Origin of the sequence: Paenibacillus polysaccharolyticus, from assembly GCF_900102085.1 — a bacterium.
Taxonomy (GTDB): Bacteria; Bacillota; Bacilli; order Paenibacillales; family Paenibacillaceae; genus Paenibacillus; species Paenibacillus polysaccharolyticus.
The window spans coordinates 134,861-157,631 of sequence record NZ_FMVM01000006.1 but is presented as its reverse complement, the minus strand read 5'-3'; the positions used below and the strand labels follow the sequence as shown (position 1 = coordinate 157,631).

The 22,771-nt window shown below is 47.9% G+C and carries 19 protein-coding genes; 12 read left to right on the top strand and 7 right to left on the bottom strand.

Annotated features, from left to right (window positions below; translation table 11 throughout):
- Positions 1 to 28 precede the first annotated feature (28 nt).
- On the bottom strand, positions 29 to 1,783 hold the full coding sequence (locus BLQ13_RS10060) for an alpha-glycosidase (protein ID WP_090918734.1): 1,755 nt from the start codon (positions 1,781 to 1,783) through the stop codon (positions 29 to 31).
- A 371-nt stretch (positions 1,784 to 2,154) separates the two neighbouring features.
- Between BLQ13_RS10060 and BLQ13_RS10055 the strand changes: the two genes are divergently transcribed.
- The 6 genes from BLQ13_RS10055 to BLQ13_RS10030 all read left to right on the top strand — a co-directional run bounded on the left by BLQ13_RS10055 (position 2,155) and on the right by BLQ13_RS10030 (position 9,900).
- Complete coding sequence (locus tag BLQ13_RS10055) at positions 2,155 to 2,838, top strand: response regulator transcription factor (protein WP_090918731.1); 684 nt, start codon at positions 2,155 to 2,157, stop codon at positions 2,836 to 2,838.
- A complete protein-coding gene (locus BLQ13_RS10050) occupies positions 2,835 to 4,421 on the top strand; it encodes a sensor histidine kinase (RefSeq protein WP_090918729.1) in 1,587 nt (528 codons plus the stop codon). The genes BLQ13_RS10055 and BLQ13_RS10050 overlap by 4 nt, the downstream gene beginning before the upstream one ends.
- A 97-nt stretch (positions 4,422 to 4,518) precedes the next feature.
- Positions 4,519 to 5,433, top strand: coding sequence for an ABC transporter ATP-binding protein (locus tag BLQ13_RS10045; protein WP_090918727.1), 915 nt, complete (start codon positions 4,519 to 4,521; stop codon positions 5,431 to 5,433).
- Positions 5,430 to 6,146 carry an ABC transporter permease gene (locus BLQ13_RS10040; protein WP_090918725.1) on the top strand — a complete coding sequence of 239 codons (717 nt, stop codon included), beginning with the start codon at positions 5,430 to 5,432 and terminating at the stop codon, positions 6,144 to 6,146. The genes BLQ13_RS10045 and BLQ13_RS10040 overlap by 4 nt, the downstream gene beginning before the upstream one ends.
- A 1-nt stretch (position 6,147) precedes the next feature.
- Entirely contained in the window at positions 6,148 to 6,882 is a 735-nt protein-coding gene (locus BLQ13_RS10035) for an ABC transporter permease (RefSeq protein WP_090918723.1), read from the top strand.
- 309 nt (positions 6,883 to 7,191) lie between these two features.
- On the top strand, positions 7,192 to 9,900 hold the full coding sequence (locus tag BLQ13_RS10030) for a PAS domain-containing hybrid sensor histidine kinase/response regulator (RefSeq protein ID WP_090918721.1): 2,709 nt from the start codon (positions 7,192 to 7,194) through the stop codon (positions 9,898 to 9,900).
- Between the two features lie 168 nt (positions 9,901 to 10,068).
- Here the strand turns inward: BLQ13_RS10030 and BLQ13_RS10025 are convergent, their stop codons facing one another.
- Positions 10,069 to 11,022, bottom strand: a complete 954-nt coding sequence (locus BLQ13_RS10025) for an L-lactate dehydrogenase (protein ID WP_090918719.1) — start codon at positions 11,020 to 11,022, stop codon at positions 10,069 to 10,071.
- Between the two features lie 556 nt (positions 11,023 to 11,578).
- On the opposite strand from BLQ13_RS10025, the gene BLQ13_RS10020 reads away from it, so the two are divergent.
- From BLQ13_RS10020 to BLQ13_RS10000, 4 genes are all read left to right on the top strand, one after another.
- Entirely contained in the window at positions 11,579 to 12,277 is a 699-nt protein-coding gene (locus BLQ13_RS10020; RefSeq protein WP_090918717.1) for a hypothetical protein, read from the top strand.
- A 151-nt stretch (positions 12,278 to 12,428) separates the two neighbouring features.
- A complete protein-coding gene (locus tag BLQ13_RS10015; protein WP_244159273.1) occupies positions 12,429 to 13,247 on the top strand; it encodes a serine/threonine protein kinase in 819 nt (272 codons plus the stop codon).
- A gap of 589 nt (positions 13,248 to 13,836) precedes the next feature.
- On the top strand, positions 13,837 to 14,583 hold the full coding sequence (map, locus tag BLQ13_RS10005) for a type I methionyl aminopeptidase (RefSeq protein ID WP_090918710.1): 747 nt from the start codon (positions 13,837 to 13,839) through the stop codon (positions 14,581 to 14,583).
- Positions 14,584 to 14,873: 290 nt separating this feature from the next.
- Entirely contained in the window at positions 14,874 to 15,887 is a 1,014-nt protein-coding gene (locus BLQ13_RS10000) for an NADP-dependent oxidoreductase (RefSeq protein ID WP_090918707.1), read from the top strand.
- Between the two features lie 299 nt (positions 15,888 to 16,186).
- On the opposite strand, the gene BLQ13_RS09995 is transcribed toward BLQ13_RS10000, so the two are convergent.
- The 3 genes from BLQ13_RS09995 to BLQ13_RS09985 form a co-directional block, all read right to left on the bottom strand.
- Positions 16,187 to 16,672: a CcdC family protein gene (locus BLQ13_RS09995; protein ID WP_186811773.1), complete on the bottom strand. Its 486-nt coding sequence runs from the start codon at positions 16,670 to 16,672 to the stop codon at positions 16,187 to 16,189.
- Positions 16,673 to 17,672: 1,000 nt separating this feature from the next.
- Positions 17,673 to 18,248 (bottom strand): TetR/AcrR family transcriptional regulator, encoded by a 576-nt coding sequence (locus BLQ13_RS09990; protein WP_090918704.1) that lies wholly within the window; start codon positions 18,246 to 18,248, stop codon positions 17,673 to 17,675.
- Positions 18,245 to 18,970, bottom strand: a complete 726-nt coding sequence (locus BLQ13_RS09985) for an MBL fold metallo-hydrolase (protein WP_090918702.1) — start codon at positions 18,968 to 18,970, stop codon at positions 18,245 to 18,247. The genes BLQ13_RS09990 and BLQ13_RS09985 overlap by 4 nt, the downstream gene beginning before the upstream one ends.
- Positions 18,971 to 19,399: 429 nt before the next feature.
- Between BLQ13_RS09985 and BLQ13_RS09980 the strand changes: the two genes are divergently transcribed.
- Entirely contained in the window at positions 19,400 to 19,861 is a 462-nt protein-coding gene (locus BLQ13_RS09980) for an RrF2 family transcriptional regulator (RefSeq protein WP_090918700.1), read from the top strand.
- 236 nt (positions 19,862 to 20,097) lie between these two features.
- Positions 20,098 to 20,724, top strand: coding sequence for a nitroreductase family protein (locus BLQ13_RS09975; protein ID WP_090918698.1), 627 nt, complete (start codon positions 20,098 to 20,100; stop codon positions 20,722 to 20,724).
- A 338-nt stretch (positions 20,725 to 21,062) separates the two neighbouring features.
- On the opposite strand, the gene BLQ13_RS09965 is transcribed toward BLQ13_RS09975, so the two are convergent.
- Entirely contained in the window at positions 21,063 to 21,746 is a 684-nt protein-coding gene (locus BLQ13_RS09965; protein ID WP_090918695.1) for an S-layer homology domain-containing protein, read from the bottom strand.
- A gap of 108 nt (positions 21,747 to 21,854) precedes the next feature.
- The gene (locus tag BLQ13_RS09960) at positions 21,855 to 22,700 is read right to left on the bottom strand and encodes an AraC family transcriptional regulator (protein WP_244159272.1); all 846 of its coding nucleotides are present in this window, start codon (positions 22,698 to 22,700) and stop codon (positions 21,855 to 21,857) included.
- Positions 22,701 to 22,771 lie beyond the last annotated feature (71 nt).

Genomic DNA, 22,771 nt, shown 5'->3' with positions numbered 1-22,771 from the left:
GTCATTTATTGTTCTTTCCAAAAGGCATCTACTTTACTTCTGTGCGCATCACGGCATATCCGTAAGCAGGCAGTTCAATGGCAAGCACACCGTCTTCCAGAGCGGTGCGATGGTTGCCCTCAAACAGCTCCGTCCAAGGTTGCTCTCCTGCATCCAGTTCAACGATGGCGGTTTCCTCAGAACGGTTGAACAGAATGAGGATGCGTTCCTCGTCACTTTGCCGCTCCATCACAAGCTGGCTACCGCCTTCCTGAGCTTGCAGGAAACGAATGGTTCCGGCTGCACGCAGTGCAGGATGAGCATGACGCAGAGCAATCAGCTTTTGATAAAAGTGAAGTAGCTCCCGATCCTGCTTCGCTTCGTCCCACTCCATGCATTTGCGGCAACCTGGATCATGTTCTCCGTCGAGCCCGATCTCGTCACCATAATAGATACATGGGGCTCCCATATAACTGAACTGGAACAAGGCAGCCAGCTTCATCTTGCGTTGATCGCCCTCACACAAGGTAAGCAGGCGCGGGGTATCGTGACTGTCGAGCAAGTTAAAGGCCACTTCGTTCGCTTGAAGTGGGTAGCGGGATAACTGCCGGCCAAGGGCACTCGCGAACTCTGCAGCGTGCATCTTATCTTCCACAAAGAAATGATTTACGGCGGCGGTGAACGGATAGTTCATGGCAGCATCGAACTGGTCCCCTTGTAGCCAGGAAGAAGATTCATTCCATATCTCACCCAGAATGTAGGCATCGGGGTTGGCTTCCTTAACAACCCGCCTGAAATCTCTCCAGAAAGCATCGTCCACTTCATCAGCTACATCAAGACGCCAGCCGTCCGTGCCAACTTCCTTGATCCAATATTCCGCTACTTCGAGCAAGTAGGCCTTCACTTCTGGATTCTCTGTGTTTAACTTGGGCATATGAGGTTCAAAGCCAAATGTCTCATAGGTTGGAATGCCATCCTTCACGTCCAGCGGGAATTCATGTACGTGAAACCAGTCCTTGTATTTGGACTTGGCACCAAGCTTTTGTACATCGACAAAAGGAGCAAATGTTTTGCCTGAATGATTAAACACGGCATCCAGCAGCACACGAATACCGCGTTCATGACATAGCTTCACCAGATGCTTCACTGTGTCAGCATCACCGAAATGGCGGTCGACGCGCAGATAGTCTTCGGTATCATATTTATGATTGGTTGTAGCTTCGAAAATCGGAGTAAAATATATCGCATTAATGCCCAGTTCACTGAGGTAATCAAGGTGGTCGATTACACCCTGCAAGTCACCGCCAAAGAAATTAAAGGGTGTAGGTTCACCGCCCCAAGGTTCAACCTCTTTGGGATTGATATCCGGGTTGCCATTGGCAAAGCGCTCGGGGAAAATCTGATAAAACACAGCATCTTTCACCCATGCTGGGGGTGTAAACACAGCTCCGGCATGAAGATATGGGAACTGAAACATGCGGCCTGGGTCATCGGGCTCCTCCTCTTGGAAATCCGTCTCGGTCATCCAGATGTGTTCATCTCCACTTTTGAGCAAAAAAGCATACTTCAATCGATGATACGGAGGTCTCACTTCCCCCTCGTAGTAGTCAAACATAGAGTCTGACGTCAATTTGGTCAGAGGAACCATATCTCTTGTTTCCTCCCACGCGTATTTATCTCCAGTCAGGGCATACACCTCGGTGAGATCATTCTTTTTGGCACGCAGACGTAGACGAATCGTATCCTGATCATAGGCATAGGCCCAGTTTCGTTTTGGTTGGTGAAAGATGGCTTCAAGCAGCATATGTAATTCCTCCTGTCAGATATGAATGAAGTAAGCAGAGACCAATTCATTTAAATTAGATTAAATATACTAGTAGTACAGTAATACAGATGATATGTAGACATTAATGCTGAAAGATATAGCTTCATATTACGTGACTGCAGATTGCGTTATAATGAGGGTATGAAAAGAGAGGGCAGGCTCTAAACGAGCGACATGGAATGTACTGAGGCCTAGGCAACGGACATTGTAGCTTGTGCAACCAGGCTTGCATTTAAACTCGCGGGGAGGTTCGCCCCATTCAAAATTTAAAGCCAAAAATCATAAAGATAAGCATTGCCGCCCAGATATATCATTAACCCAAAGGGAACGGAAAGGAAACGAGTACATAGATGAAAAACAAACTGTTATACATTGAGGATGATACGGAAATTGCAACATGGGTGAGAGAAGATCTGGAGGAGCGTGGATATGAGGTCGTCTGGCTTGGGAGCGGTGAAGGGGCCACCGAGGCTGTGGCAGACTGCTCCCTGATCATTCTGGATGTCATGTTGCCAGGGCTCGACGGATTCACGGTAGGCCAGCGATTAAAAAAAGAATATCCTGCTGTGCCCATCGTTATGCTCTCGGCCAGAACATCCATTGATGACAAGTTGCATGGACTTGATTTTGCCGATGATTATGTGACCAAACCTTTTCATCCGGACGAGCTTGCAGCGCGGATTGAGGTTCAACTGCGGAAAGCAGGCAAAGTAGCTTCAAGTGAAGCGGTACTTAAGCTGGATCATCTGTCGATTTATGAGCAGGATAACCGGATCGTGAATGAGCAGACGGGGGAAGAGATTATTTTATCCGGTAAACAGTTTCACATCTTCGCTTATTTGCTTCGGCATATGGGCATGATTCGCACCAAAGAGCAGATCTATGAAGCGGTGTGGAACGAGTCTTATCTCGATGGGGACAAAACGTTGATGGTGCACATCCGGCATCTGCGCGAGAAGCTGGAGATTGATCCGGCCAATCCTGTCATTATTCAGACAGTACGCGGTGTTGGCTATCGTGTGAAGAAGCCATGATCAGATGGTATAGAGAACGGAAGGCAAGAAAGTCTGAACAGAACAGAGGCAGTGAAACAGGACAGCCTATCCGTCCCAAAATAAAGTTTGGGCGATCACTGATGTCCAGATACATGCTACTGATTCTGGCAGCTTTTCTGTTTGTACCTGTTGTGGTACCGATGGTGGCAACGGTTTTTATTGTAGTCATCAATAACGTAAGCTCTAGTGAAGAAGCACCTTACGGAAACGCTGACCAAATTACCGAACTGTGGGCTATTGAATCCAAAAAGCTGGACGGGGCTTCTGACCAAATCATAGATAAACGGATGAAAGAACTGCAGGAGAAATACCCTAAATCGGCTATGTATCGTGTAGATGCGGCAGGCAGAACGAAGTTAGTGCTTGGCGGTGAAGAGGCGGAGGTACTGAAGTCTAAATCATTGCATCCTTCAGTCACCGCGGAAGGGGAGCCGGCGTCTTTAGATTCAGACGTCATTCTGAAGTGGTCGTTGGCAACTGGAAAAAAATCAGAGACCCGAATCCCGGCAATATGGACACCAAATGATACGGTTCAGTTTATGAAAGAAGCCTTGTATCGCGATCCTCTAACCGTGGTTTCTTTTATTGGCGGAGGAAATGCGAATAAGGGACAAGGGTTTATGGTGATTGAAGTCCCTCGTGAGCTCATTCAAAACCTTACCAATAACGGGCTATTGGAATTTGTCTATTTTGGGGTAGTGATGCTGATTGTGTTTGTCATCTTTATTGTGATGTCCGTTTTGTTCTTTGCTAAAATTCGCAAGCGACTGATTCACTTGCAATCTGCTATGGTTACCCCGAGCAAGGAGGGGATACCTCTTCCAGTGGACATTAAGAGATCGGATGAGATTGGACATTTGGAGGAATCCTTTAACCAGATGGTACATCAGTTAACGGATAGCCTTCAGCGTGAGCGGGAAGAGGAGCAACTTCGCAAACGGCTTGTGGCAGGGTTATCCCATGACCTGAGAACACCGCTTACGGTAATTCGCGGGCATATGCATGCACTGAATAAAGAAAACCTAAGTGATCAAGGCGTGCGTGCACTGAGTCGGATGGAAGGCAAGATACAGGATCTTGGTGAACTGATCGACAATTTGCTCACGTATAATCTGCTGACTAGTGGAAGATATACTTTAAAACTGGAGCAGAAAGATGCACTGCGTATGATAAGGGAAGCTGCTGCTTCCTGGTATCCGGTGTGGGAGAAGGAAGAGTTTGAGATCGATATTGACCTGCCTGAAACTCCGTTAATCTGGGATGTAGATGCGCAAGGGCTGCGGCGTGTGCTGGATAATCTGTTTCAAAATGTAGTTCGTCATGCGGCAAGCGGAAAATATATTCGCATTTCCACGGAGCAGATTCAGGGTCGAACTGCCGTAGTGATCGCGGATCGCGGACCGGGAATTCAGCCGGATTCGGGTACGAAGGGCACAGGACTTGGCTTATCCATTGTCGATCTGCTGATTCGTGAGATGGGCTTGCGGAAGCGGGTAGATAGCTCAGATGCGGGTGTCCGTACCTATCTATACAGCGGCAAAGAGATTGATCGGGAAGTTTGAACGCAGGCAGAAGAGGTTTCTTTTTAAACTAAACTTAAACTTGGATGTACGCTGGCTTTAACCTTGGAGGGTTACGATAGTTCCGAGGTGATAATGAATGAGCGAAAATATTATTCAAACAGCGAATTTATGGAAAACATATAAGGACCGTGCAGCGGTTCGTGAACTTGACCTTCATATTAAAAAGGGAGATATCTACGGATTTCTCGGTCCCAATGGGGCCGGCAAAACAACAACGATTCGCATGCTTCTTGGATTGATTAAACCGACCAAAGGTGTCATCCGGGTCTTCGACAAAGATATTCGCAAGGACCGTATGGACATTTTACGGCGTGTAGGTTCTCTGGTGGAGTACCCCTCCTATTACGGTCATCTGAATGCGGTAGAGAATCTTGAGGTACTGCGCCGCATTATCAATGTACCCAAGTCAAGGATTGCGGAAGTGTTATCTATTGTTGATCTGACGAAAGATGCTAAACGAAATGTAAAAGGGTATTCCCTCGGCATGAAACAGCGTTTGGGCATTGCAAGCGCACTACTCGGTGAACCGGAGCTGCTTATTTTGGATGAACCAACGAACGGACTTGACCCCGCGGGGATTCAGGAGATTCGGGAACTCATCAAACGTATGCCGCTGGAGCATGGCATCACCGTTCTTGTATCCAGTCATTTGCTGAGTGAAGTGGAGCAGATGGCGAGTCGTGTCGGTATTATAAGAGATGGCAAAATGGTGATGCAGGATACGATGGCGAGTCTCCATAGTCAGACAGGCAGCTCAATCAGGCTCACGGTGTCTGAACCGGAGGCAGCCATGAAGCTTGCTCGTGAGCAGGGGCAATTTGGTCAGAGACAGGGTGCTGAGCTTACCTTCCCCTACATGGATAACAGCGCAGTTGCACTGCTGGTACGCCGATTGATTGAACAGGATCATGATGTATACCGGGTCGAAGAACAGAGACAGTCTTTGGAGGATCTCTTCATGCGTGTCATTGGCGAGGGGGCTTCCCTATGACAGGACGTGCATTATCAGCCGACTGGCTTAAAATTCGTGGCAAAGGCATCTGGTTTCTTGTATTTCTGGCACCAATCGGCTTAACGGCCATGCAGGCTCTGAATTTCGGATTACGGCTGGATTATCTGAAAGAACAGTATGCCGACAATTTGTGGGGAGGTCTGCTGGGAAACGTGGTTGTTTTTGTGCCGCTGGCTTTAATGCTGGGCGCAACCATTTTGAGTTCGATGATCGCCGGAATAGAGCATGAGCAGGGGTCGTGGAAGCAACTTCTGGCGATGCCAATTAAAAGGCCAGCCGTTTATCTTGCAAAGTTTCTGCTGGCCTGTGTGCTACTAATGATCTCATGTTTGTTGTTAACGGCGGGGGTTGTTGGACTGGGACTTGTGCTTGGTTTCGATGCCAAAGATATACCGTGGGCACAGGCACTGAAGCTGGGGCTTATGCCGCTAGCTGGCGCACTGCCTGTATTGTCCATTGAATTATGGTTTACGCTGGTATCCAAAAATCAGGCGCTGCCGGTTACATTCGGCATTATTCTTGCGATTACCGGTATGTTCTCTCTCAGCATCTCTCCACAGTTTCCACTCGCTTGGGCACAAATGGCTTGGAGTGCGCCTAACGCTTACTTATACGCAGCAATGGGTGCAGGTTTAGGAATCCTCATTTTGCTGATAGGCATGATGCACTTCAGTCGGAAGGATGTGGCCTGATATGAATTTTGCTACAACCTATTTTCGTATCTTATCTGCGGAACGTTTGAAAATGGCCAAATCGCCAATCTCGCTTTTGGTTCTAATCAGTCCCTTGATCGCACTGCTCATCGGTCTGCTCTCTTCCCCATCGGGCGATTGGATTGCATTGATGTCAGCCATGGTGATGATTCACGGTATGCTTTTGTTACCGATGCTGACAGGGGTGTTCACCTCATTTGTCTGCCGTTTTGAACATGCAGGGGGTGGATGGAAACAGCTCTTGGTTTTGCCACTTACACGTACAGGTGTGTATTTAGGCAAATTCACAATTGTGTTACTGCTCCTCGCTGGTACACAGCTACTTCTATTCGGAAGTATCGTTTTGACAGGATTAATCCATGGGATGGCATCACCGGTACCTTGGGGATTCCTTGTCAGTAAAATGTTGCTTGGACTTCTGGCTTGTATCCCATTGGCGGCATTACAGATGTTTGTCTCTCTGATCTGGAGCAGTTTCGCCGCGCCGCTTGCCCTGAACTTCGCGTTAACGATACCTAACATTCTGGTTGCAAACTCCGCAACGTATGGGCCATATTATCCATGGGCACAGCCGATGATTCTGATGCTTCCCATTGAGGGAACAGGGTTCGGTGCGTTCAATGTTCCGCTCGGCACACTTCTAGCCGTAGTTGGTGGCAGCGCCGTGTTATTCATTGCGATGGGCATGATTTATTTTTCGAAGAAGGAAGTATAAAGTATACGTTCGATGAGAATAACAAATGAACCTTTCCTGAGGCTGTGCATCCAAAGAGTTGGTATGCAGACAGTCTCAGTTTTTTTTATATTATGCGATAAAGGGCAAATCCCATCTTTTTCATGCCTATTGATGTGAATTTCATCCTATTTGATAAGCAAAATGAGACGAGAATCTGGTAAAATAAAAAAAGCTGTTTCTAGTCAGGCGAACATGGTTATTCGAGGGTAAGACTGTTACAGCCGAAAATGGCGCATATGTAATGTGATGAAGAAAGAAGATTTTGGCTGAGAAAAGAGGGGTAGGCCTTTGGATCATAATAAAACGGAAACCCTGAAACGAATTATTTCTGAGGGTAGCTCTTACCGATCATTGTTTTTTAATCACCCGGATGCCATCTATGTGATGGACATTGAAGGGAATCACATCGATGCTAACCCTTCGTTTGAACGGTTATCCGGCTACAAGATTGAAGAGCTTGCAGGGGTGAGTCGGGATCGCATCAGCCCGCCTGAGAGTGAAAAGAGAAGAGTGCAATTCATCGAAGATGTTCTGGCTGGACGTTCAGTCAGCGAAGCGATGGCTTTTTATCATAAAGATGGCTCTGTGAAACATGCACAGGTAACCTATATACCGATTACAGAAGGTGATGATGTCGTCGGCATCTATGGTATTGCCAAGGATGTGACGGATAAGGTGATCATCGAACAGGAACTGCAGCAGACTCAAGAGAAATATCAGGTATTGGCCGAGCATGCGCAAGATCTGATTACAACCTGTGCTATAGATGGTGAACTCTTGTATGTCTCTCCATCTGTTCGTGCACTGCTTGGTTATGAGCCGGAGGAAGTCGCAGGGAAATCGTTTAAATCCTACTGTTACCCGGGAGATTATCCGGACCCTTTGCTCATTTCTAATATTGGTCATGGCTGCAAGATGAGAGTGTTACACAAAGATGGGCATTACATCTGGATGGAGACATTGGCGAAGCCCGTGACCGGGGAACATGGCAAAATAACGCAAATTGTGAGCATTAGCAGGGATATTACCCAGCAAGAGGATGCTGACAGACGTCTTCGCGAAAGCCGTGAGCGGTACAAGTCATTGTTTGAATATAATCCGGCTGCGGTATACTCCCTCGATCTGGAAGGGAATTATAGTGCTGTGAACAGCAATATGGTGCAAATGCTTGATATTCCGCGTAGCAAACTCATCGGACAGTCTTTTCTGTCGAACCTGGATAAACGAGAACGGCAGAAGGGGGAAACTGGATTTGAGCTCGTGAAGCAGGGGAAGCCTCAATACTATGAGACTCGTGTTGTAAATTCCAGTGGCCGGAAGATCGAAGTTTCGGTAACGAATGTGCCGATTATTATAGATAACGAAGTAGTTGGTGTCTACGGTATAGTATCAGATATAACGGAGCGCAAGGAGTACACGGAGCGTATTCAGGAGCTGAGCAAGCAGCATGAGTTGATTCTCAATACCGTTACCGAAGGAATCTACGGTCTCGATGCGGATGGCATTACGATGTTTATGAATCCGGCGGCGGCATCCATGTTTGGTTATGAAGCTCATGAATTCATTGGTAAAAGTTCACACCCGATTATCCATCACACGCGTGCAGACGGAAGTTATTTTCCAAAAGAAGAATGTCCGATTCACATGACGGTGCTCGATGGACATGCGCGTTCAGTGACGGAGGACGTGTTCTGGCGAAAAGACGGCAGTAGTTTCCTCGTACAGTATCAAGTAACTCCGATTATTGATGAGGGTCAGATTCGTGGTGCGGTCGTTGTCTTTAATGACGTTACCGGTGAACGTGAAATTGTTCGCGCCAAGGAAACGGCTGAGCTCGCTGCACAAGCCAAGTCCGAGTTCCTGTCCCTCGTCAGTCACGAAATCCGGACACCGATGAACGGCATTGTAGGAATGACTGAGCTATTGGTGGGTACAGACTTGTCAGAGGAGCAGCGAGAGTACGCCCAGATTATTCAAGAGAGCGGCGATGCATTGCTGAACATCCTGAATGATATTCTGGACTTCAGTAAGCTGGAGTCTGGTAAAATGGCCCTGGCCTACGAGCCGTTCTCGCTCCGCAAGATGCTGGAGCAGGTTGCGGAGCTGTTCAAGCCAAGAGCAGACGAGAAACATCTGGATATTCGTTTTCGTCTGAACCCGAATATCCCTGATTATATGGCGGGGGATTCGATGCGAATAAGGCAGATTCTGGTGAATCTCGTTGGCAACGCGCTGAAATTCACAGATCAGGGAAGTATCGATGTCACGGTGGACATCATTAAAGGAAGCAAACCTGAGGATAGTGTACTGGATTTTGCTGTGCAAGATACGGGGATCGGTATTCCTGCGGACAAGCAGGATCAGTTGTTCCAGTCGTTCTCTCAACTACATCCAGTAATTAATCGCAAATACGGCGGAACAGGACTTGGGCTGGTGATCTCCAAGAGACTTGTTGAGATTATGGGTGGAAGCATCAGTGTGGAGAGTACGGAAGGAGAAGGCTCCGTTTTCCGGTTTGCTATTCCGACGACGCGAGTTGAAGCATCAGGTGAAAAGTCAGCAAGTGAGTTCCAGCATGACCGTACACGTCAAAGTGACAAGGTGGCTATGCGTATTCTCGTAGCAGAAGATCATCCGGTCAACCGGAAGATTTTACAGGAATATTTGGAGAAACTGGGCTATGAGGCTGATGTGTGCACGAATGGTGTAGAAGCGATTGATGCCATCTCGCAGAATGCCTATGATATTGTTCTGATGGATATCCATATGCCTGTAATGGACGGTCTGAAAGCCACGAATCTGTTGCATCGGTTAATTCCTGAGGATCGGATTCCCCCGATTATTGCCGTTACGGGCAATTCGAGGCGGGAAGATAAAGAGGCCTGTCTGGAGATCGGCATGCGGGACTTTATCAGCAAGCCGGTGATGCTAAGTGAATTGAAGCGGGTCCTCCAGCAATGGGGACCGTCTGATGAGCCGCGGATTGGGCCTAGTTAAGTAGAGATTCATATGTGGATCATTGGATTGAGCCCAACGGATTAAAAAGATAGGTGTAGCAGAACAACCTTCATGTCCACAGTGTGGTGAAATGAAGGTTGTTTTTTTTGTTCTATTTTGCAACAAGCTCGCAGTGTAGACCTGTTCCTACTCAGAATTTACGAAGGCTTAGGCGATAGTCAGGCGGTTAATATTACCGGATAAAATTTCACAGGAACGCTCGAATTTCTCAACCTCCGCTTGATCGAGATTTAATTCGATAATCTCTTGAATACCGCCCTCCCCAATGATTGCAGGGACTCCTGCACAGACATTCTGCTGTCCATATTCGCCATCAAGAATCGCGGATACGGCAATGATTTTATGCTCGTCATTCAGGATGGAGCGAGTAATATGGGCAAGTGCATTCCCAATGCCAAACTGGGTTGAACCTTTGCGAGTGAAAATTTCCCAGCCCGCATCTTTCGTTTTTTTGGCGATATCGTCCAGATCCAGATGTTTGAACCGTTCCTTGTGTTGATCCAAAATGTGCAGAATAGGCTTGCCTCCAATGGTAACATGGGACCATGCTACGAATTGGGACTCGCCGTGCTCACCGAGTGCGTAGCCGTGTACGCTGCGCGGGTCGATGGAGAATACCTCGGAGAGCAGTGTTTTGAGCCGTGAAGAGTCGATCGAGGTTCCCGTCCCGATGACACGCTCACGCGGCAAACCGGACAATTTCCATACCATATACGTAACAATGTCCACGGGGTTGGCTGCGACAACGAAGATTCCGTTAAAACCACTGTTCATGATCGGAACCACGATATCTTTGGCAATGGACTCTGCTTCCTCCAGAACGTCGAGTCTTGTCTGTCCAGGCTTCGGATTGGCTCCAGCGGTCAAAATGATGACATCCATACTGCCGCAATCGGCATACGTTCCTGCGTATACTTTCGTTCGGTTGTGCGTAAAGTCCATGCAATGGGAAAAATCGAGTGCCTGTGCTACCGCACGGTCATACGTCCGATCGACCATCATAATCTCCCTGCATATCGATTGATTGATCATCGAATATGCACAACTTGAACCTACAAGACCCGCCCCGATGACCGCCACTTTCCCTGATTTGCCTAACACTGCCTTCAGCCTCCGTTTACATTGGATTTATCCATTACTTGATTATTGTTATGTTAAGTATAGTGCTTTATTTTATGCTGGAATTCAATTCTACGTTACATAAGATAACACATAAAAAAGCAATACAGCAATGATTCCCTCTGTCGCGGGAGCGTATTGGAGTAATGGAGTTAACAAAATTGACATCAATTCGATGCATTCCGAAATTTAGACGGCATTTGCATGTACCTTTTTCGACACGACAGCATTCCTCTAGCTTGTCGGATGAAGGGACTTTTATGCGGAATATATACCTGACAAAAGTTCTTATGAATCCCCAGAAACAGAACTAAACCGTCAAAGGGTTCTGCGAATAAACTGACGAATACTTACCGACATGCAAGAGAAACTGGATGGGTTACCTTGAGGAAGGTTGTTTTAGGATTGTTTAAGGTTTCATGTTCACAGTCCATGGTTGTGCAAAGAGAAAGGTCACCCGATCCGATGATAGTTCGTTGCAGGAGCGCTAAAGTCGTTATTTTGCAAGTCCAAAAGACTTCATACCGGGAGGGAATTCATGATGATTGAAGAAGTAGGAGCAACGACGGAAACGGCCAAGAGTCTGGGTATAGGTGCCAGTACTCTTCGTAAATATGCGGCAGCACTTGAGGAGCAGGGATATCGTTTCGAACGTTCTGCGAATAAGTCCAGATTGTTCAAATCCGATGATATCGAGTGCATTGAACGTCTGATGACGGAGCTTAGAGAGCATAACCTGCCGCTAGCTGATGCAGTGGTTACGGTGCTATCCCCGGCAGAAGAGAAAACAGAACAGCAGTCTGTCCAAGCCATACGTGAGCATACAGAGCAGGAGTGTGCTGCAACCAGTACGGTCTTATCTGGAGCTAATCCATTACCGCCGCTGGAAGTGGATCAGTACGGTCAATTGAGATCTTATGAAGGACTCGGCCAGCTTGTAAGTGAGGTTACCTACGGTGCAGTTGAGCCCAAGCCGGAAGAGGACGATCGCGTGCAGGTGTTACAGCACCGGGTGGATGAACTGGAACTGACACTCCAGCATCTGGCGGAGACTCATCTTGTGCTCCAGGAACAGATGGAGAAGCAACGTCAGTGGATGAACGAAAAACTGGAGGAAGAACGAGATCGCGAACTCGTGACCAATTTGCGCAGCTATCAGGGGCGAAAACGAAAGTCTAAAATCACTTCACTCCGTATGTTGTTTGGTTTGATGCCAAAGAAACATAAAGAAGCTTAAGTGATTCTACATGAGGGATAATCGTGATTTCACATATACAGCCTGCTATAATTAGCTCCAATACAACATGAAGTCCAGCCGCTGATCAGCCGTTTCTCATGACAGGACAGAAAACCGGATCAGGCATCAGATAGCTGGCATGGGAGGCAACGTGGAGCTGGAGAGAAGCTGGCAAAGATTGATCGGATTATTTGCAGACCGTCCTGGGCGGCAAGGAATAATCATAGGGGATCGTTATGTGATACGGGAGCTTCTAGGCATGGGGAGTTACGGACTGACCTATCTGTGCGTGGATCAGCAGACGGGAAGGGAAGTCGCGTTGAAGGAATCGAAGCCGAGTAAGGGCAGACTTGCTGCGCGGCTGCTGAGCAGGGAAGCGGATGTGTTACAGCATTTGCATCATCCAGCAATTCCGAAGCTTTTGGATACCTTTAACGTGCGAAGACGGAATTATATGGTGACAGAGTATGTCCGGGGACAGACGCTGGAACAATTGATCTTCGAAGAAGGTCAGCAATATACAGAGCGTGAATGCCTGGAACTCGCTTGTCAGCTGTTGTCTCCTGTAGCTCATGTTCATCAGCAGGGATTTATTCATGGCGACATCCGAATCCCTAACGTCATTGTACGAGAGGGACGAGTGCATTTGATTGATTTTGGCCTGGCGAGACGCTTGGGGGAGCCGTTGTTGCCAGAGTTAAAACGCCGAATGAAAGATGTGCCTGAACTTGAGGATGAACCGGCTATACCTGATCAGGATTTACAGGATATTGGTCACTTTCTGCTTTTCATGCTGTATTCGGCCTATGAGCCTCAGAAGGGTAGCGCACCTGCCAGCTGGCAGGAGGAGCTTCAGCTCACGCCTGCACTGCATGAGATGCTGGAGCGGCTTCTCGGGCTTCGTCCGGGTTATGAGGGCGGGGCAGGAGAGTTGCAGCGTGAGATGGATCGGTTGAGAGCGTTGCTGTAGAAGCAGAAGAGCGGAGTAGAAGTTTATGTAAAATTAAAAAGCAGGGGTGTTCCGAAGGCCGTGTGTACGGTATCGATGGAACACCCCTTTGTTATATCTGGTGGTTAAGAGTCAGGTTCAAGCGAGATTGAAGTCGGGACCGACGTAGAGTCATATCAGATTCGAACGTTTAGCTGGAGCTATGCTTTCTGCTTTTGTAATACCCTGATCCATGGCGCTGATCCCTGTACTTCATATCAGATGAGGAATAGCGTTTGTAGCCGCGTTTGCCAGAGGAACTGCTGTATTTTTTATAGGAACGTCTATTGGAAGAACTGTAACGTTTGTGTTGAGATGAGGACTTGGAGTCGATGAGTTTGCCTATGAGTTTCTTAAACATGAGTCGTTCATCCTTTCGTTTTCAGTTATTTTTATGCTAATACGTGGCTTGCCCAAGAGGGGTTTCGTGTTTTTGGAGAAAAAAATACTCATTCATTCACAGCTTGGCGTATAATAGGATGTTGCCTCAGTTATCGGAATTTTTTATTTTGAGCGTTTCGCGTTACAATAGAAGACAGGATAAGATCATAACGGACAAGGAGTAGTTGGCATGATCATGATAAAGACGAAAGAACAGATTGAACAAATGAGAAGAGCTGGAGAAATTCTGGCTGCGTGCCATAGAGAAATTGCAAAACTGATTCGTCCGGGAATCACAACACAGGAGATTGACCAGTTTGCAGAGGCATTTATGAAGAAAAATGGCGCTATACCGGAGCAAAAGGGCTACAACGGGTACCCTTATGCGACATGTGCGTCGGTTAATGACGTGATCTGTCACGGTTTTCCGGGAAAATACGTGCTGAAAGACGGCGATATCGTTACCATCGACATGGTCGTGAATTTGGATGGATGGCTGGCGGACTCGGCTTGGTCTTATGCAGTCGGAAATGTAAGTCCTGAAGCGCAACATTTGTTAGACGTGACGAAAAACTCTCTATACAAAGGCATTGAGCTTGCTATTGTCGGTAACCGGATCGGAGACATCTCGCATGCCATTCAAACGTATGCTGAAGGAGAAGGACTGTCCGTGGTTCGTGAATTTATTGGACACGGTATTGGAGAGAAGATGCACGAAGAGCCGCAGGTTCCTCACTATGGCCCACCGCATCGCGGTCCGCGGCTTAAAGAGGGCATGGTCATCACCATTGAACCGATGTTGAATATCGGAACATTCCGCAGCAAGCTGGATTCGGATGGTTGGACTGCACGCACTTTGGATGGAAGTCTGTCCGCTCAGTATGAACATACCATTGCCATTACAGCCGATGGACCGGTCATTCTGACTGCGCAATAAGATGGGGTAGGGATTCAGATGGGTGGACTACACACAGATGTAAGGCTATTCGCCCAGAATGAAAAGATTGTGTCATTTCACTATTGGCTAATTCATTTTCACTGTGCTGTAAGGTTGTTTTAGAGCTATAATGTGACGAAATTTGTATATTTCCGGGCGGCCCACGTTTGTGATCCGCCTGTTTCGGTTTAAACTATTATGAAGATCAACATAGAGCCAGTGGTGTGCCTGTGTTACTGCAGATGACAAGGGCTGACCTTGAAGCCACTGGGAATCAGGAGGTTATTTTAATGAGTGTAAATAAACAGATCGTACTGGCGTCCCGTCCTGAAGGGGCCCCATCCAAAGAGAATTTTGAATTCGTTGAGGCATCGCTACCTGAACCGGAAGCTGGGCAAGTGCTGGTTCGTACATTATATTTGTCGGTCGATCCGTACATGCGGGGACGAATGAAAGATACGAAATCCTATGCACCGCCGTACGCCCTGAATGAAGTCATTAAGGGAGGAGCGATCGGGCAGGTTGTGGAATCATCCGAGCCCAATTTACGCAAAGGTGATCTGGTGACGGGGATGTGGGGCTGGCAGCAATATGCTGCGGTCAATACGACGGATCTGTCGCTGATTGATTCGGACGAGGCTCCAATTACAGCTTATCTCGGTGCATTGGGCCTGACAGGTTTGACCGCGTATTTCGGCATGGAGGATATCGGCAAACCCAAAGATGGAGAGACCGTTGTGGTCTCTGGTGCGGCAGGAGCTGTGGGGATGATCGCAGGTCAGATCGGTAAAATCGTCGGTGCGCGTGTGGTCGGTATCGCAGGTTCTGACGATAAATGTACCTATCTGAAAGAAAAGCTTGGTTTCGACGTTGTGCTGAACTATAAGACGGAGCAAGATATGTCGGCAGCGATTGAAAAGGCTTGTCCTGACGGAGTCGACGTATACTTCGACAATGTTGGCGGCGATATCTCGGATGCTGTACTGCGTCATATCAATCGGAATGCCCGTATTCCGCTGTGCGGACAGATCTCGTCTTATAATCTGGAGAAACCGGATATCGGCATGCGTCCACAAACACTGCTGCTAACGAACACGGCGCTGATGAAAGGTTTTCTGCTGGGCGACTACACGAAGTCTTTCAAGGAAGGCCGCGCCAAGTTGGCAAAGTGGATTCAGGAAGGCAAGCTGCAGTATGAAGAAAATATTGTGGACGGCTTCGAACGGACGCCGGAAGCTTTCATTGGACTCTTCTCTGGAGATAATCTGGGCAAGCAGCTAGTGAAGGTTGCAGACCCTGAATAGATGGATTGAGCGAGTAAACTTGGGTTGATGGATGAGTACATTCATTCCAACGATTAAAGCGACTTCCGCATAACAGTTCTGATTAAGTCGTTGCAGCCTGCAAGCAAAAGACACGTTCGTGGCACCTTTTAATGGTGTGTTGAACGTGTCTTTTTAAATTGATGTTGATGTCGATTGATGTTATCGCTAAGTTGATGTGATCAATGTGATTGGTAAATGCTTAATACCTTGATTGTTTAATTTCTTATTGCTCTAGACCTATAAAAATCAGGGTAGTGCCGGGGGATTTTAGCTACCGTTTAGTTCTGAACAGCGAGCACTTCCTTGTAGTGTTTGTACATATATACACGCCAGCGCACAATCATACCGAACGCCAGCAGGAAGAACAGACCGCCTGTTTGCGGAATGCTGACATATCGCTGGATGACTTCATGCAGAATCAGGCGTACAGCCAGAAGTCCTAGCAAAATGAAGGCAAAGCTGCGGGAACGTGTGGCAAAAATCTCTTCTCCTACGCGTTCAAACTTGGTGCTGCGAATGAGAGGATACGAGAAAATAAACCAGCCGACTAGAAGCGCGATGAGCGCCCACAACCATGGAACATGGGTCTCCGGTACAACAAACATAAAAAAGCCTGTGCTCATGCCGAGCGGCGGAATAATAATTTTACGGATGGTGACCGGCCGGTGGCTGGCTTTCATACGAATGAAGATGGCAAGTAAGGCCATGACAAGCATGCCAACAGTCGCCCCGATTTGAAGATAGTACGGAGAGATTTGAGCCACGTAAACGCCCTCTTTCTACAATGATATGTAATCCGTTCAACCGGATAAGATACAAAAAGACCTGATTTTTCAGTTCCTATTATAGCACAAATACAGGAACTCGATAGAACACATATCTTTTAAAAATGCAGGCAATGTTGATCGTTTTTTGTTAGGAAAATATGTAGGAAGTGTCTGAAAACTCTGAAGAAAGCTGATTTTGCCGAATGTTCATTCCAAGCAAGGAAGTTTCCCGCAGGCGTATCGGGACACGTCAAGAGAAAGTGACGTAGCAGAGGCGGGAAGGGGGAAAGATGCACTTCAGTAGGTTTCAAGACACGCTCTAGTATTGTTCCCGATGAGTTGCCGTTTATTCGAATAAGAGGAAATTAAGCAGATGTACTAACAGATGTACTAATGGCTGCACTAAGAAGGGATTACTGCAACAGATGGACAGGCGTGGGATGGTGTATCTAAACTTATTAACCTCCTGCTCCTGTTCCTGGGCACAAGCTCTTTAGGCTAACGATCACCAGGAAGCTTATTTGCCGCATTTCTGCTTCTTTTAATTCTAACGATCAGGAGAAACCTTATTTTGTGAATTCTCGGTCTGTTATATGGTTTCTAACCGTTTTTTGAGAAAATAGCATCTCTGATGATCGTTAGAATTCCAAAAGGCTGTTTATCTGGCATATAAACTCTCTGGTGATCGTTAGAATTCTGGCAGACGCATGGAAGTCTCAATTTGTTGAGAGGAAATTGTAGTAGGTCGGACAGATTCAACGGATCAGGCGACGGAGGTTAGCTTAGTTGTAGGCATGCTTCGCATGAAGAGGGGCACCGCGTGAGCCAGAAGCTACAAGCGGTGCGGGAAACTTCGTTCGTTTGGTTAGACGAACCTCTATTACTTGGTGTAGCTCAGCTCTCGAACGAAGAGTATCTTGTTTCGTTCGGTTGCTTACGAGTATCCGGGCGGTTTTCTCTTGCTCGGATATTTTGGGAAACTTAGCTTTGCCCTCATTTATATGTCTTCAGACAGGTGGCGCAGCCCGTGGAGAAAAGCGGACACGGTCAGACGCAGGCTATCGTCCGGACTGAAATCCATGCCGAAGCCGCCTTGTGCCTCAATAGAGGCAAAACCATGGCAGAGGCTGCGCAACCCCCGAACAGCATGCAATGCTTGCGCTTCGGTGAGGGGGTATGGCTGCAGGGTATGCAGCAGCATGTCCAGCAGAGCTGTTTTGCATGCCGCGAGCTGCGGTTCATTCAGGTCGGGCGCATGGTATGAGGCTTCGTAGAGCCCGGGATGCTGGCGAACGAAGCCTATATAAGCAGCGGCGATGGCTTGAATGGCCTCGTCGCCGGTGCGATCCGCCGTAGCCTCGTTTACGGCAAGGCCAAGCTGTTGCACTGACATCAGCGCCAGTTCCTGGCGAAGCCCGGGGAGCCCGCTGATGTGGTTATAGAGCGACGGCGAGCGCACATCCAGCCGCTTCGCAAGAGCGGCCAGGGTCAGCGCCTCAAAGCCGTCGCTGTCCACGATCTGAATCGCAGCGTCAAGTAACGCGCCGCGATCCAGACCTTGCCGGGGGCTCATCGCTGCCCCCCGGCTGGTTGCAGTCGCTGCTGAGCATCAGCGACTGCCGCGCGCATGGCCGCCGCGGGCTGGCGGAGCATTCGTCCGTGGCCAACGGCCAGCACGGACGGCTCCAGCTCCGCCAGGCGCTTCCCGCTGGCTAGTGCCGCTTCGCGATTCCACGTGGCCAGCGCAGGGAACGGGAAGAGCGGGCGCACGCGGCCGGACACGGCGAGGCCCCCGCGCACTTGATACGCATCGCCGACGATCAACACTCGGCTGCGTGTATCCATGAAGGCCATATGCCCAGGCGTATGGCCTGGAGAAGCAATAGCGACCAGCGATCCAATCTGGTCGCCATCTTCGAGCAGGCGATCCGGCTGCGTACGGATGCCTTTGGGCACACTGCCGCGTACCGGGGTCTGCGGCTCGTGCGGCAACAGCGATGTGTCCCCGGTTAATAGCTTGGCATCTCGGCTGGAGATGCATACCTCAGCATCGGGGAGCGCATCCTTGAGACCATCAAGCGCTCCAACGTGATCCGCATGGGCATGGGTCAGGATGATGGTGGTGATGGGTTTCCCCAAGGAAGCGGCTGTCTCCAGAATACCTTTGAGACTGAATGGCATGCCTGTATCAATCAGGGTCAGGCCTTGTTCCTCTTCAACAAGATAGACATTTACAGGGAAGAGGCGGGGAAGAAAGGTGACTTGGTAAACATCGAATTCACGGGTGATCCGCATCGGAAATCCTCCTAAAACTAATGATGTTAGTAATATAACTAATGACATTAGTTTATGCAATATAAATTTTCATCATAACCGGATAAATCCTGAATCAGCTTAAAATCAAACTTTACAAAAAAAGCGTTTTCAAAATGAAGATTAGCGATTATAATAATCACGTAAGCCCTTTCATATGTCTATCTTATTGGAGCCCTTCGCGAAGCGAAAGGCTCACTTTTTTATGCATAGAACGTTTCCATCAACAGTTTTGAATCAGCGTTCGGCAGATTACCAAGAGAGTGTAAGTATTGATATAACAGGGAAATCTAAGATCAAATGACGTTCAGGAGCAAGTGTTGACAAACATAACTGTTATTCATATAATGACAGTTATACTTACCTTGGAATGAAGTTCATCGGTGTTGTATGCCGGGAAGGGAGTAAGTTATGAACAGCGAATTTACCATTGCGGTGCATTGTCTTGTTTTTCTATCGATGAGAAGCGAGTGTATGGCCAACAGTGAAGACCTGTCTCAAAGTGTGGGCACACACCCGGCCAGAGTCCGCAAGGTACTGAGTGTTCTGCGCAAACATGGTTACTTGACGACCAAAGAAGGTGCTCATGGGGGATACTTGCTTAGTCGACCAAGTGAAGAGATCAAGCTTGGAGAAGTGTACAGACTAGTTGCTGGAGGTTCGCTCGGGCCAAGCTGGTGTTCAGGTGAATCGGGTTCACCGTGTAAAGTTTCCTCTAATATGCAGGGTGTGATGGGGGCTATATACGATGGAGGGGAAGAAGCGCTGAGCGCTTATTTCGACCGCATATCCATCCTTGATGTGATGCAAAGCATTGAGCGTGGAGAAGGTCCTTTTCCGATGGAAGGGGTATCTACCAAAGAGAAGATCTGAATGGGTGCTGTCAGAGTCATGGCTCATGGGAGAGAAGTGTAAGAGATACGTATGCTCCGGTGTAAAAGAGGTTGAAAGTTGAGGTAATTCCGGGCATAACGTGAACACAGATGGGGAGCGTTCGTCTGCGCTGATGTTATTTTCGGAAGGCCTGTGCTTGGGGCGGAATGGCTTTCAAGGCGTGCTTTGCGAACGTAAAAATATAATATTCCAAACAGAACTAAGGAGTGGAACACATGTCCGTTACTGAAAAAAATGAAACACTTAGCGTTATTAGCGAACGCCACGCAGTTAAAAAGTATGAAAAAGGTTTTGTATTGCCGGAGGCTGACCTGAACGCAATCTTGACTGCAGCTTCTGAAGCCCCGTCTTCCTGGAACCTGCAACACTGGAGATTCCTCGTGATTGAATCCGAAGCAGACAAAGCAAAATTGCTCCCGATCGCTTACGGACAAACTCAAGTAGTGGACAGTTCTGTTACGATTGCCGTTCTCGGTGATCTGGAAGCGAACCGCAATACATTCATCTACGATCAAGCTGTTGAAGCTGGCGCATTGCCTGCTGAAGTTCGTGACGCGTTGGTGGGTCAAATTAACGGTGCTTACCAAAGCCCGCAAATCGCTCGTGATGAAGCAATCCGCAACGCTTCTTTTGCTTCCCAAAACATTATGCTGGCAGCACGTTCCCTGGGTTATGACACTTGCCCAATGGGCGGATACAACCCACAACAATTGATCGAAGCATTCAACATCCCTGCACGCTTTGTACCAACTTTGCTGATTACTGTAGGTAAAGCTGCTGAGCCAGCTCGTCCATCAGGTCGCTTCCCATTGTCCGAAGTGGTTGTAAAAGGTTCTTTCTAAGTCTATCTAAACGTGAATTATAGGCAGTAATATTCTAAGCGAGTACATCCTCTTATTGGAGGAAAGTACTCGCTTTTTTGCTATTTTTACAGACCGTCGGTATGCAATTTCTAGTAGAACACCAGTTGATTGTTGTAGATCCGTTTCAGGAGGATGGCTCGCTGAAGGAAGATTTGATCCTACGAAGCTCGGATTTAACCGACCTGGGAAACCAGTTTTTCTTAGAGCTTTTCCCCAAGTGTCTTAGAATCGCACTGAGGCTGTACACAAAACCCCGCACCTTCTAAAGAAGAAAGATGCGGGGTTTGCCATTCTATTCTTTTATCCTGAGATACCATTTACTTCTCCGGTGTTTCCGGGATTTGCGGTGTGAAGAAGGATTTCATGTGCTCCATGGCATTGTACATCATCACGGCAGCCTCAGCACGAGTAATGGCTTGTTTCGGATGGAACTGTCCTTCCGCATCCAGCGCGCTAATCTTCAGCACCAGAGAACGTTGTACGGCGCCTTGGTACTCTGGTGTAAGCTCATTCTCGTCCGCAATGTCTACCGGCTGGATTTTGATCATAGGCAGACCACCTTTGGCCTCAATCGCTTGCATGAGGAACAGAGTGTACTGCTCACGAGTGAGCGGTTTGGACGGATCAATATTTTGCGGAAGCTTGATGCTGTTGTACTGTGCGCGGATGAAAGCATCGCTGTACCAGACACCGTCTTTTACAGCAGAGAAATAATCACTAGGTACAGGCATTTTAATAAAACGAATAGCATTCAGGTTTAAGTCCAGTCCGTCTACGATCAATTGAACGCCTTGCGCGGTACTCAGCTGTTCTTCTGGCTTGAACAAGTTATCGCTAACCCCTTTAATTAATCCATTCTGATGGAGAGATTCGATTTTGTCTGCACCCGGAATACCTTGAATATCCGTAAATTTGGACGGCGCAGCATGGAGAGGGCCCGCACTTAAGGAGAGTGTAAGCAGGGCTCCTACTGTAAGAGTTGCTATAATATTTTTCTTCATTTCGGTGTCGCCTCGCTTTTCCAGGAAGTTCATATCCCTTTGTTTTAAAGTGATTTGCCCCTATAGACGACCCTTTTGTTCAAAAGGTTGCTGTAATTTCCCACAAATTTATCCTTTGGATTGGTTCCGGTAATCCGTGGGGGATTGACCCATCATTTTGCTGAACAGTCGTGAAAAATAGTACGGGTCACTGAACCCCAGCTCGGAGCTGATCTGTTTGATCGTCCAATCGGTAAAATCAAGATAACGGCAGGAATGCTGGATTTTGAGCCGTAAGAAATAATCGATGGGTGAATGACCCGTCACCTGTTTGAACACTTGGGAATAATGCGGCACGGACAAGCGGGCATGCGCTGCCAGTTCCTTGAGTGTAACCCCGCTCTCCAGGTGCTCCAGCATATACTGTACAGAATACTCGGCTGCTTGTTTGCTGGTCATCACTCCGTTATCTGTCGCAGAGGCATAGGAACCGTAAGCAAGCAAGCCGAGCATGTAACCAATAATCTGTGAGGCAAAGGTCATCGTTTGCAGCGAATATCCGGTTTCGAGTGCGCCGTAACACTCATGAAAAAGCTCCAGCCATCGTTGTGCCTTCGCAGGTGGCATTGTTGTAATTTGCTGTGAGATCAAAGATTCGATGTATGCATGGGCGTGTTCACCGCGCAAGTGAAACCAGTATATACTCCACGGTTCTTCCGTGTTGGCACCATAGATATGAGGAACGTGGGCGGGCAAAATAATCAGGTTCCCCGGTTGCACCTTGCAGGTTTTACCCTGCTCCAGTTCATACCAGCCTGAGCCTTCCGTGCAGTACATCAGAATGTGTGAGTCACATCCTTCGGGGCGATCCCGATAATGATGCTCTGCTTCATGGAAATATCCAATATCCGTAACATACAATCCCGATGTCACCGGGGAAGCAGCCGCTTCCATCAGTAATGATTCGGGTAGCACTATTAGTTTTTGCCGGCGGAATCCGTCTGATTTACGTAACAGGGGTGGTCGGTGTGTTGGTCTCATATTTT